This window comes from Flavobacterium sp. TR2 (assembly GCF_025252405.1).
In the GTDB taxonomy this organism is placed as follows: Bacteria; Bacteroidota; Bacteroidia; order Flavobacteriales; family Flavobacteriaceae; genus Flavobacterium.
Genome location: NZ_CP104307.1, coordinates 4,878,435 through 4,891,517, shown reverse-complemented (window position 1 = coordinate 4,891,517; position 13,083 = coordinate 4,878,435). Strand labels below are relative to the sequence as shown.

General features: G+C 35.3%; 10 protein-coding genes. 9 read left to right on the top strand and 1 reads right to left on the bottom strand.

Features of this window, described 5'->3' with window-relative positions:
* The first annotated feature begins 178 nt into the window (after nt 1-178).
* Nucleotides 179-2,056 (top strand): M1 family metallopeptidase, encoded by a 1,878-nt coding sequence (locus N4T20_RS20760; RefSeq protein ID WP_260670968.1) that lies wholly within the window; start codon nt 179-181, stop codon nt 2,054-2,056.
* A 164-nt stretch (nt 2,057-2,220) separates the two neighbouring features.
* Nucleotides 2,221-2,838 (top strand): tetratricopeptide repeat protein, encoded by a 618-nt coding sequence (locus tag N4T20_RS20755; protein ID WP_260670967.1) that lies wholly within the window; start codon nt 2,221-2,223, stop codon nt 2,836-2,838.
* A gap of 53 nt (nt 2,839-2,891) precedes the next feature.
* Here N4T20_RS20755 and N4T20_RS20750 read toward each other — a convergent pair whose 3' ends face one another.
* The gene (locus tag N4T20_RS20750; protein ID WP_260670966.1) at nt 2,892-3,455 is read right to left on the bottom strand and encodes a PorT family protein; all 564 of its coding nucleotides are present in this window, start codon (nt 3,453-3,455) and stop codon (nt 2,892-2,894) included.
* Between the two features lie 155 nt (nt 3,456-3,610).
* Here N4T20_RS20750 and N4T20_RS20745 point away from each other — a divergent pair, with 155 nt between their 5' ends.
* The 7 genes from N4T20_RS20745 to N4T20_RS20715 all read left to right on the top strand — a co-directional run bounded on the left by N4T20_RS20745 (nt 3,611) and on the right by N4T20_RS20715 (nt 13,081).
* Complete coding sequence (locus N4T20_RS20745; protein WP_260670965.1) at nt 3,611-4,015, top strand: GNAT family N-acetyltransferase; 405 nt, start codon at nt 3,611-3,613, stop codon at nt 4,013-4,015.
* A gap of 184 nt (nt 4,016-4,199) precedes the next feature.
* Nucleotides 4,200-4,577, top strand: coding sequence for a hypothetical protein (locus N4T20_RS20740; protein ID WP_260670964.1), 378 nt, complete (start codon nt 4,200-4,202; stop codon nt 4,575-4,577).
* Between the two features lie 180 nt (nt 4,578-4,757).
* Entirely contained in the window at nt 4,758-5,840 is a 1,083-nt protein-coding gene (locus N4T20_RS20735) for an efflux RND transporter periplasmic adaptor subunit (RefSeq protein WP_260670963.1), read from the top strand.
* Between the two features lie 107 nt (nt 5,841-5,947).
* Nucleotides 5,948-9,115: an efflux RND transporter permease subunit gene (locus N4T20_RS20730; RefSeq protein WP_260670962.1), complete on the top strand. Its 3,168-nt coding sequence runs from the start codon at nt 5,948-5,950 to the stop codon at nt 9,113-9,115.
* Nucleotides 9,108-10,559 (top strand): TolC family protein, encoded by a 1,452-nt coding sequence (locus N4T20_RS20725; protein WP_260670961.1) that lies wholly within the window; start codon nt 9,108-9,110, stop codon nt 10,557-10,559. Before N4T20_RS20730 ends, N4T20_RS20725 begins: the two co-directional genes overlap by 8 nt.
* Before the next feature lie 257 nt (nt 10,560-10,816).
* Entirely contained in the window at nt 10,817-11,209 is a 393-nt protein-coding gene (tssD, locus tag N4T20_RS20720) for a type VI secretion system tube protein TssD (protein WP_260670960.1), read from the top strand.
* A gap of 21 nt (nt 11,210-11,230) precedes the next feature.
* Nucleotides 11,231-13,081, top strand: coding sequence for a type VI secretion system Vgr family protein (locus N4T20_RS20715; protein ID WP_260670959.1), 1,851 nt, complete (start codon nt 11,231-11,233; stop codon nt 13,079-13,081).
* Nucleotides 13,082-13,083: the final 2 nt, after the last annotated feature.

Below are 13,083 nucleotides of genomic sequence, written 5' to 3'. Positions count from 1 at the left end.
TTTTGTGAAAAGTAAATTGTGAAAAGTGAAAATTGAAAGGCAAGATCTAAAAGTAGTTTTTCACATCTAACATTTCACATTTCACAATTCTCCATTAACAATTAATAGTTAAATTTGTAACATTGCTTTAAAAGAGCAGTCTTATATACAAAACAATTTAAAGTCCTAAGAATTATTTATGAAAAAGAAATTTTTGCAATTTGCCTTAATAGCATTTGTTCTTTTTGCTCAAGATACCATTGCCCAAGAGCTTTATATGCCAAGAAATATAAAAAAAGCCTTCGAGAACGGAACGCGTTCTAAAGACGGGAAACCGGGCGTAAACTATTGGCAAAACCGCGGAAATTATAATATGGAAATTTCTGTTGACCCTAAAACCAGATTAGTTAGCGGGACAGAAACGATCATTTACGAAAACAATAGCAAAGATACGCTCAGAAATCTTGTTATTCGTTTTGTAAACAATCTTCATAAACCATCATCGTCTCGCGGAAGCGATGTAAGTAACGATTTTTTAAGCGATGGATTAACGATTACTTCATTGAAAGTAGAAAATGAATTGTATAAAGAAGACGCTAGAAATTGGGGAACAGTTGGAAACGTAAAATTGCAAAAACCGATTTTGCCCAATTCAAAAACGACTATAAATATTCAGTGGAATTATCCATTGTCTAAAGAAAGCGGTAGAGAAGGACAGATTGACGAGACAACTTTCTTTGTAGCATACAGTTATCCTCGCGTTTCAGTTTATGACGATTATAATGGCTGGGACAGATTGCCGCACACAGACCGTCAGGAATTTTACAACGATTTTAATGACTATGTTTTTTCTGTAAAAGCGCCAAAAAATTATGTCGTTTATGCAACAGGCGATTTGCTAAATCCAGATGAGGTTTTACAGCCAGAATTTGCTTCACGTTTGAAGAAATCTTATTCAACTGATGAAATTCTGCATATTGCAAACGAACAAGAAATGAAAAGCGGAATCGTAACCAAGCAATATGATTGGAACGTCTGGAAATTTGAAGCTAAAAATATTTCAGATGTATGTTTTGGTCTAAGTGATCATTATTTATGGGATGCCAGCAGTGTTGTGGTTGATAAGAAAACAAACCGTCGCGCGAGTGTTCAGGCAGCTTACAATGTTACAGGAACCGATTTTGTAAATTCAGTAAAAAATAATCAATACGCTTTAGATTGGTTTTCTAACAATTGGCCAGGAGTTCCGTATCCATTTTCCAAAATGACCGCTTTTCAAGGTTTTGCAGATATGGAGTATCCAATGATGTGTAACGATTCTGAAACAGGAGATCCTATTTTTGCGCAATTGGTTCAAGATCATGAAGTAGCGCATACTTATTTTCCTTTTTATATGGGAATCAATGAAACGCGTTATGCTTTTATGGATGAAGGATGGGCAACAACTTTTGAATATTTAATTGGAATTGCAGAGCACGGAAAAGAGGCTGCTGATAAATTTTATAAAGAATTCAGAGTTAAACATTATATAAACGACCGTTCTGCCGAACAGGATCAGCCTATTATAACCATGTCGACACAAGTTTCTGGAGCAGGTTACGGAAATAATTCGTACGGCAAAGCATCTCTTTCTTACCTGGCTTTAAAAGATATGCTGGGAGATGACTTGTTTAAAAAGGCATTGCACGCGTATATGGATACTTGGAACGGTAAACATCCAATTCCGTGGGATTATTTTAATTCATTTAGCACTGCGACAGGAAAGAATTTAAATTGGTTTTTTAACAACTGGTTCTTTACCAACAATTATTTGGATATAGCCGTAAAAGGACTCTCTGCCGATAAGAAAACTATTACAGTAGAAAATATAGGAGGTTTTGCAATTCCGTTTGATGTTGTGATTACCTACGCTGATAAATCTAAAGCAATAGTGCATCAGACGCCATTAATTTGGGAGAAAAATCAAAAAACAGCCAAAATAATTTTGAAAAGCGCAAAAAAGATAGAAAAAATTGAGCTTGATGGCGGTATTTTTATGGATGCAACCCCTGAAAATAATATTCTACTTGTTAAATAGAATGAGTTATTTTTAATGAATTTGTTAATAATGCTGTTTTGTTTTTAATGATATAACGTTAATTGTTTAGAATAATTAATAATAATCAAAAATACGGAAAACCGTAAAGATAATTATCGAAAAAAGATTAGGTTTGCAAAATAATAAAAAACCTACATTTTTTAATGAAAAATACATTTGTGCTGATTGTATTGCTAAGTACATTTCAGTTCTTTGGACAAACTGATCAAAAAACAGCTTTTCAAAAAAGCAAATATGAATTAGCTGTTTCTTATTACAAAAAATCCGATTTTGTAAAAGCAATCGATTTATTCTCTTTAGCGGCTAAGATTAAACCAGATAATGAAATTGGAAAAGATGCCTTTAGCAAAGTAGATACTTTACGCGAGGTTTTGAGAAAACAAATTTTAGATCGTGCTGTTGGAACTTGGAAAAGAACAGGAAATCAGCCAGTTTGGTCTGCAGCTTCATCAAACACCAATAATGGATCGAGCACTGATGAGTTGGTAGAAATTAAAGAAAACGAAATACTGTTTTATGAAGTAGACAAAAAAACGAAAGTAAAAAAACTGCTAAAAACAGAAAATTTAGTCTATAATAATTCAAACTGCACCGTATCTGTATTTTCAGAAATTATCCTTTCAGACGGAACAATCTGGAACTGCAGCCTTAATGAAAAATCGGATGTGCTGCACGTTATTAATATAGCAGTTAAAACAGATGCCGGGATACAGAAGATAAATGCTGATAACGAAGAAAGTTATTATGTAAAGATCCAATAAAAGGTCATAAAAAAAGGGAATCAATTGATTCCCTTTTTTTATGGTTTTATCTATTATAAAAATTTGAATCCAAGTGAGAGGTTAGTTACTCCAGTTTTAATTTCACGGTCAGAAGCATCTATATCGCTTAGTCCTGCAAGGTATCTTACATCAAAAGTGAGCCTCCAAACATCAACTCCGACACCTCCAAGCACACTGTGATTGTTTCTTTCAAATGCTATGGAGTTAAGATTATTGCTGCTGCTGATGTCTGAATAATTCTTCCAATTGTAACCCACAAAAAGCCTAATATTTCCAGCTTTTCCTAGCGGAATGAGTTTGTAACCTGCAATTAATGTAGCATCAGTTCCGGCCAGTTTAAATTCGGTTTCACCCACGCCGTCTTGATAAACGCTAAAACTATTTTTGGCATACCCAAATTCGCCCTGAGCATAAAAAAGCAGGAGATTTACTCGCGCAAATGCGGCAAAACCAACTCCAGTATTAGTATGATCGGAGCTAAAATTTTTTGTATCGACAGAAGTAATATTAGTCGAAAACTGCGGTCCAATTTGTATCAGCTGCGCAAAGCCATTAGCACAAATGCATAAAAAAGCTGCTAAAAAGAATTTTTTCATAGGGATTTGTTTTTTGGTCCCATAAAAATAAGCATAATGAATTAGAAATGAGCGATTTGTCTGATTTATTTTTTGTAAAGATTTGAAGATTAGCCTGTTTTGATTTTGGCTTTCTTTTTTAATGCGCTATTTTTGAGCAGATTTAATAAGTAGCAATGGAAATTAAAGCAATAAAAGCCTCTGATACCTGGCAGATAAGACATGAAGTAATGTGGCCAAATATGCCTTTTGAATTTGTACAGTTAGAAGAAGACGATTCAGGATTTCATTTTGGAGTTTTTGAAGGAGATAAATTAGTTTCTATAGTTTCTTGTTTTATTGAGGGAAAAGAAATGCAGTTTAGAAAACTGGCTACTTTAGAGGAGTATCAGGGAAAAGGAATTGCCAGTTATCTTTTAAAATACATTTTGGAGTTTGCAAAAAGCAGAGATTTGCAAAATGTTTGGTGTAATGCCAGAAGCAATAAAAAGTCTTTTTATGAAAAAATAGGGCTTGCAGATACTCATAAAACATTTGTAAAAGCAGGGCAGGAATTTACAATAATGCAACTTAAACTTTAAAAGTAATTTTTTGTAAATAATTGTAATGTAGTTATTTATTTTGTTGTTTATTTAGCAAAAAAATGCTTTTCTTCATCTAATCTTCATATAAAAAATTACCGAAAACGTTTTAATTTTATGTAACTGTTAAAGCTTGTTAAAAAATCTTTTTTTGTTTTAATTCTTTTATTACTTTCGCACCGAAATGAGAAAGTTAATAGTATTTTTAGTATTCATGAATATGCTTCTGTTTGGCGGAGGCCAATATTTGAATGCAAATACTTTTGGTCCTCATAATCACCATCATCTGCAAAAACATAGAGTTAAATTTACCAATCAGGAACGAGGCAGTTCAGTAATTGAAGATGCTGATATTGATCTTGAAGAGGATCTTCTTGGCGGTGATGATACTAATTTACTAACGAACAAGTATTTTACGGCTTCGTATAGTTTGGTAGACGCTTTGTATCTGGCACTTTCAGATCAGTCTGCAACGAATGATTCTAATCGTTTAAAATTTTCTACGCCTGTCTTCGGGCATTCAAATCCTATCTATATTACTCAAAGAGTATTAAGAATTTGATTTTACAGTATACATCGGTTACCTGAGTTTTGATCTCTGCGTATCATGCTGTTGTATATTTTTCTACTGCTGCTTATATGAAAGTTAAGGTCTGGACTAAGGCTGACTGATGCATTTTAACATCCAAAAGGAGTTTTCAATTCCAAAAAGCATTCAATCGCTTAAATTCCAAACTAAATCATGAAAAAAATCATTGTGTTCACAGGCTTAATTGCCTTGGTGTGCTTAACGAGCTGTACATCTAAAAAAGAAGAAAAAGAAGAAGTTGAAAAATTTACGGTTACTAACCCGGTTAGAATTGACACTTCATTTACTAAAGAATATGTTTCGCAAATAAAATCAGTTCGAAATATCGAACTTCGTGCCCAAGAAAAAGGATTTTTACAAAATATTTATGTTGACGAGGGACAGTTTGTAAAAAAAGGGCAATTGCTATTTAAAATTATGCCGAATATGTATCAGGCAGAATTATTAAAAGCGCAGTCAGAACAAAAATCGGCAGAAATCGAATTGCAGAATTCTAAACTGCTGGCAGATAAAAATATCGTTTCTAAAAACGAATTGAGCGTAGCGCAGGCAAAACTGCAATCTGCAAAAGCTGAAGTATCATTAGCAAAACTTCATTTATCATTTACAGAAATTAGAGCTCCGTTTGACGGGACAATCGACCGTATCCCTTTAAAATTGGGAAGTTTGATCGATGAAGGAGAATTGTTGACTAGTCTTTCAGATAACAGCCAGATGTTTGCTTATTTCAACGTTTCTGAGCCAGAATACATTAGTTATGAAACGCATATTAAAGACCGTGCAGATAACAAAGTGAATTTGGTTTTGGCTAACGGAGAGCTTTTTAAAGAAAAAGGAAATGTTGAGGTTATTGAAAGTGAATTCAACAACGAAACAGGAAATATCGCTTTTAGAGCAAGATTCCCTAATTCTGGAAAATTACTTAGAAACGGAGAAACAGGACAGGTTCAAATGAATGTTCCTCTTAAAAACGCTGTTGTAATTCCGCAGAAAGCAACTTACGAAATTCAAGATAAAAAATATGTTTTTGTAGTCGGTAAAGACAACAAAGTGAGCTCTAGAGAAATTACAATTACAGGTGAAATCCCTGATTTGTATGTAATCAAAAGAGGTCTTACAGAAAATGATAAAATCTTACTTGAAGGTGTTCAGAAAGTAAAAGAAAACGACAAAATCAAATTTGAGTACGAATCTCCAAAAGAGGTTATGAATCATTTACGTTTAAAAGCAGAATAAAGGAAGTATTCAGTAAATCAGTTTTAAGCATTCAGTAAACGCTGCACTTAAAATTGTATTGGCTGTGTATTGATTCTATTTAATTTAATCATTTAAAATATATTAAAATGTTTAATAAATTTATTCAAAGACCTGTTCTGTCGATAGTAATATCGTTGATTATTGTCTTTTTAGGGGTGTTGTCGGTTTTAAATTTACCAATTACGCAATTCCCTACAATTTCACCTCCGATGGTGAACGTTACCGCAGATTATCCGGGATCTAACGGTGAATTGATGATTAAGGCGGTTGTTATTCCTTTGGAAAGAGCCTTAAATGGGGTTCCTGGGATGAAATATATGGCTTCTGATGCAGGAAACGATGGAGAAGCTACAATTAAAGTTGTTTTTAATTTAGGAACAGATCCTAACCAAGCAGCGATTAACGTGCAGAACCGTGTGGCTTCTGTTACCAATAAACTTCCTCCTTTAGTAATTAGAGAGGGTATCAAAATCACTCGCGAGGTGCCGAGTATGTTGATGTACGTGAACCTTTACAGTACAGACAAAAATACCGACATGAAGTTCTTATATAACTATGCCGATATCAACGTACTTTCAGAATTAAAAAGGGTAAACGGTATTGGTTCTGGAGATATCTTAGGAACACGTGAATATGCAATGCGTATTTGGCTGAAACCAGATCGTATGTTGGCTTATAAAATTTCTGCTGATGAAATAATGGAAGCGTTATCAAGTCAGAGTTTGGAGGCCTCTCCTGGAAAAACTGGTGAGAGTTCTGGTAAACGTTCTCAAGCATTTGAGTATGTATTGAAATATTCTGGACGTTTTACAACAAAAGAACAATACGAGAACATTGTAGTAAAAGCAAATCCAAACGGAGAGCTTTTAAGATTAAAAGATGTTGCTAAAGTTGAATTTGGAAGCTCGATGTACGATATCTATTCTAATTTGAATGGAAGGCCATCTGCAGCGATTGTATTAAAACAGTCTTTCGGAAGTAACGCGAATCAAGTTATTGAAGAAGTTAAAGCTAAGCTCGAAAAAATCAAGCAAAGATTTCCTAAAGGAATGGACTATGAAATTTCGTATGACGTTTCTAAATTCCTTGATGCTTCTATCGAAAAAGTAATTCATACCTTGGTTGAAGCCTTTATTCTGGTAGGTTTAGTTGTATTTCTTTTCTTAGGAGACTGGCGTTCGACAGTTATTCCTGCAATTGCAGTGCCAGTATCGTTGGTAGGAACTTTTGTGTTCATGACATTCTTCGATATTTCGTTAAACTTAATTACATTATTTGCTTTGGTGTTGGCAATTGGGGTCGTGGTCGATGATGCGATTGTGGTTATTGAGGCCGTCCATGCCAAGATGGAAGAAGAACATCTCTCGCCATTTAAAGCAACTAAAAAAGCAATGCACGAAATCGCGGGAGCAATTGTAGCTATTACATTCTTGATGGCCGCGGTATTTATTCCTGTCGCATTTATGTCTGGTCCTGTTGGGGTATTCTATAGACAGTTTTCTGTAACTATGGCAACTGCAATTATCCTTTCGGGTATTGTAGCTTTGACATTGACACCTGCACTTTGTGCGATGATGTTGAAAAACAATCACGGTGTTCCTAAAAAGAAAACACCAGCAAATAGATTTATTGACGCTTTTAACGAAAAATTCAATTTAGCGCAAGGAAAATACCAAAATCTATTAGGTAAAATTGTTGATAGAAGAGTGGTTACCATTGTAGCGCTTCTTGGTTTCTGTGCTGGAACATGGCTGATAAGCAGTTCGGTTCCTTCAGGATTTATTCCGAATGAGGATCAGGGAATGTTCTATGCTGTAATTCAAACACCTCCGGGATCATCATTAGAAAGAACAAATAATATTGCTGAGAGAGTTCAAAAAATTGCAGAAGATATCGATGGAGTAAAATCAGTTTCGTCATTGGCTGGTTACGAAATCTTATCTGAAGGTACAGGAGCCAACTCAGGAACGTGTTTGGTTAACTTGAAAGATTGGAGCGACAGAAAAGAATCTGTTCTAGAGATTATGCACGAAATGGAGGAAAAATGTAAAGATATTACAGGAGCTAATATCGAGTTTTTCCAACCGCCAGCTGTACCAGGATATGGTGCTGCCGGAGGATTTGAGCTTCGTTTGTTAGATAAAACCGGTTCTGTAGATTACAAGAGAATGGAACAGGTAAATAACGAATTTGTGGCTGAATTAAACAAACAGCCAGAATTATCAAACGTATTTAGTTTCTACAGCTCTAGTTTCCCTCAATACATGATGAAAGTAGACAACGACTTGGCACAGCAAAAAGGAGTTTCTATCGAAAATGCTATGAATACGCTGTCAACTCTTGTGGGAAGTAACTACGAAATCAGTTTTATCAAATTTGGTATCAACTATAAAGTTATTGTTCAGGCTTCGCCAGAATATCGCGCGCAGCCAGATGATATCTTAAAGCTATACGTAAAAAATGATCGTGACGAAATGGTGCCATACTCTGCTTTTATGAGATTGGAAAAAGTGTACGGACTTTCAGAAATCACACGCCATAATATGTATACCTCAACACAAATCAGTGGTTCGCCTGCTCCAGGCTATAGCTCTGGTACAGCAATTAAAGTTATTCAGAAAGTGGCTGCCGAAAAATTGCCACGAGGATACGATATTGACTGGGCAGGTATTTCTGCCGATGAGGTGGCTCAAGGAAATCAGGCTATTTGGGTATTCTTAATCTGTTTAGGATTCGTTTACTTGGTACTGGCGGCGCAATACGAAAGTTTTATTTTGCCATTATCTGTAATCCTTTCTTTGCCAGCTGGTATTTTTGGAGCTTTCCTATTATTGAAACTAACAGGTTTAGAAAACAATATTTACGCTCAGGTTGCAATGGTAATGTTGATTGGTTTATTAGGAAAAAATGCCGTACTTATTGTAGAGTTCGCAATACAAAGGCACGCTGCAGGATTATCAGTTTTACAATCAGCAATGGAAGGAGCAAAAGCAAGGTTCCGTCCAATTTTGATGACATCATTTGCCTTTATTGCAGGTTTATTGCCACTTGCTTTTGCAACAGGACCGGGTAAAATCGGTAACCGAACAATTGGTACTGCCGCTGCAGGGGGTATGCTTATCGGAACCATTTGCGGTGTATTTGTAATTCCGGGCTTGTATTTCATTTTTGCCATAATTGCTGAAAAACACAAACTGGTAAAACATGAAGAAGAAAATCCATTAACAGAAGAAATTGATAACAATCATGTATAAAGTTAAATCATATCAATATAGTATTGCATTAGCTGTATGTCTAGCAGTTGCAGGGTGTAAAACCCCTGCTCCTGAGGCAGCAGTTACAACCAGTACGCCAGTTCCCGAATCGTTTGGAGCGACAGCTCAAACGCAGGATGCAAACAATAATACAGGAGCTTTGGCTTGGCGAGATTATTTTAAAGATCAGAATCTTATAGATCTAATTGATGTTGCGCTTAAAAATAATCAGGAACTAAATATCACTTTGCAAGAAATTGAAATTGCAAAGAATGATATTCGAGTAAAAAAAGGACTTTTATTGCCAACAGCAGGCTTACGCGCAGGGGCAGGAGTAGAAAAAGTGGGTAGATATACCAGCCAAGGTGCGGGTGATGCTACAACAGAGATTAAACCTGGTAAAGAAATGCCAGATCCGCTAGGAGATTTTACAATTGCTGCTTATGCAAATTGGGAAGTCGATATCTGGAAAAAACTGCGTAATTCTAAAAAAGCTGCTTTAAACCGATATTTGGCTACAGTAGAAGGTAAAAATTTTGTTATTACAAACCTCATCGCTGAAATTGCAGATTCTTATTATGAATTAATGGCTTTAGACAATCAATTGGATATTGTAAAACAGACCATTAAATTGCAGAGCAACGCTTTAGAAATCGTAAAAGTTCAAAAACAAGCGGCAAGAGCTACAGAATTAGGGGTTAAGAAATTTGAAGCAGAGGTTTTGACTTCGCAAAGCATGGAATTTGATATTTTGCAGCAGATAAAGGAAAACGAAAACAAAATCAACTTTTTGCTAGGTAGATATCCTCAAGAAATAAAAAGAACCAGCAGCACTAACTTCTTAAGTTTATTGCCAGCTGCTGTAAGTTCTGGAATTCCTTCTCAATTGCTGGCAAATCGTCCAGATGTTAAGCAGGCAGAATTAGAATTGGTTGCAGCAAAACTAGATGTGAAAGTAGCTCGTGCAGAGTTTTATCCTTCGTTGGATATCACGGCTGCAATTGGGGTAAATGCTTTCAAACCTTCTTATTTGTTCACCATGCCAGAATCGCTTTTATATTCATTGGCAGGAGATCTTGTTGCGCCATTGATTAATAGAAATGCAATTAAAGCGGAGTTTGCAAGTGCAAACGCTAGACAGCTTCAGGCGTTGTACAATTACGATCGCACAGTTTTGAACGCTTATTTAGAAGTATCAAATCAAATGTCTAAGATCGAGAATCTTCAAAAAGGATATGATCTCAAATCGAAACAAGTAGACGCTTTAAATACTTCTATTGATGTTTCAAATGATTTGTTTAAATCAGCTAGAGTAGATTATTTTGAAGTTTTGATGACGCAGAGAGATGCATTAGAAGCTAAACTGGAATTAATTGATACTAAAAAAGAGCAATTAAATGCTGCAGTTCATGTTTACAGAGACTTAGGCGGCGGATGGAAATAATTTTGCCTATTAATTTGTAGAGAAAAAGCCTTTCGGAAGTAAAATTCTGAAAGGCTTTTTTTTATGTATAATTTTTTTGAAGATTTTTTTTAAAATTAAAAAAAAGATTATTTTTCTTACAAAATACAGAAATTGTGCTAAATTTACTGATTATTAAGTGTAATACTTTATTTGCTTAAATACCACTTCTCATATTATTGATTAAGGTTATAAACATTACTACTTCAACCTTATACTATAATCAATAATTTATATATATGAGTTTTTTAGCAAAATTAGAATTAAACAATCAGATTTTTAATGTGTTAGAATTTGATATCACTTTTACTCAGAGTACAGACAATAATGGAAAGCCTGCTAATAAAGCGAAAGGAGGACAAATACGATTAGTGGTCGAGAGCACAAGTATTGATTTGTTCTCAGACTGGATGGTTTCTTATACCAGTACCAAAGATGGCAAAATTATTTTCTACCGTCGAGATGCCATGAGTACGATGAAAAATGTAATTTTTAAAAAAGGCTATTGTATTTTTTTTCATGAAAGTTTTCGAAGTGAAGGTATTGCTCCCATGACAACCGAAATTCTTATTACTTCTAACGAAATAAAAGTTGGAAACACCTTATTTGAGAATAACTGGAAGAATTCTTAAAAAACTTAAAATTACTGCATCATGGCATTACAAACTATAACTACCATAAAAATTGGTGAAATAATTATTACCAATTTCAGCCATTTAAAAGTGAATCAAAAAATTCACGATCATCATACTTTTTCTATAGAAGTTCGTCAAGACTTATTAGTAAGCGAATTTCAAAGTGTTATGCCTGTTTCACAGCAACTTTACGGCGAAAGGATAAGTATCGAAATAAAACCTCTGCCAGGTCTAGAAGATGTTATGATCATCAATAATCCTAAAGACTATCTTTTTCAGTTTTATGGAATTGTAACGGAGGTATCGCTTAAAAAATCCCGAACAGATGATATGGAAGAAACCATATTGATAGAGGGATGCAGCAGGTCTTTGGTTTTGGACAATGGCCCGCAATCCAACTCCTTTACCAATATGACAATGAAAGATATTGTCGATAAAGTAATAGCAGGATATGATATTGATATGGAAGTAGTTCCTTTTTTTAAAGATATACTGGCTTACACGGTTCAATATAACGAAAGCGATTTTGATTTCCTGAATAGATTGGCAAAACGTTATGGACAATGGTTTTATGACAATGGGCGCGTGCTGGTTTTGGGAGATCCGCACGGAGTGGTTTTACCAGAATTGGTTTATGGAGGCAATATGTATGAATTTAATTATCGCATGAAACTGATTCCGTCTTTATTTAAAGTGCTTGAAAATGACAACAAAAATGGAGAAGTCTATACTGATAGTCCTATAAAGTACAGAAAAGAAACAGACGGGACACATCAAAACTACCTCAATAAATCGAATGAGGTTTTTAGTAAAGAAACCATCATACAACTTAATCAAAATGCGGTTGGCGGTCACGGCGGAAGCAGTGTCGAGGAATATTCAAAAAACAAAATGCGTTCCTCAATGGGTAAAATGATGGAAATAAGGGGTTCAAGCGAAGTTCCCGGTATTGCCGTGGGAAGCTGGGTGAATATTAAAGGAGTTGATAAATGGCTGGAAACCACTTACACGATTACCCAAATAACGCATACTTGCGACGACGGAGGCGATTATATGAATCATTTTACAGCAGTAAACTTAAGTGGTTCCGTATTTTCGCCAGAGACCGATCCTGATTTGGTGCCAACCTGTAAAAGCCAAACCGCTATTGTAACGGCAAACGCAGACCCCGACGGACTCAGCGGTGTAAAAGTTCAGATGCCGTGGCAGGAAGCCAAAGGCGAAACCACGCCTTATATACCGTTATTGCAAAAATATGGAGGACAGGCGAGAGGACAGCATATACTTCCCGAAATAGGCGACACTGTTTTTGTAGATTTTCAAGGAGGAAATGCTGAACTGCCTATTGTAACGGGAACGATGACGAGCAGGAAAGAGAAATCGGGTTTCTCTACTCCAGACAATCGAGTAAAAGCTTGGAAGTTTAGGTTTGGACAATTGCTCAAGTTTGTCGAGAAAATTGGTATTTGGCTTTCTGACCCGAGCGGGAATGAGATTCATTTGGATGAACAGGGCAAAAATATAAATGCCACAACGCCAGAAACTTTTACCATACGCGCAAAGAATATTATTTTTGAAGCAACTGAAAGTATTACTTATACGGCAGGAATGAATATTTCTGAAAATGCAGGGGTCAATAAATCGACAGTTGTAAGCGGGATTTTAAGTACTCACGTTACGGGTGATAATTTTTTGCATGTTGGAGGTAATCATGATGAAAACATTGAAGGAGATTTAAAATCGCACACCGAAAAAGAACGATATGAGACTGGTTTAAATGGTATTCAAAACAATAGTGAAAAGAATGTCAGCAAGCATGCAAAAAACAATATTGAGAATAACAGTGGAGAAAACACAACGCATAATTAATT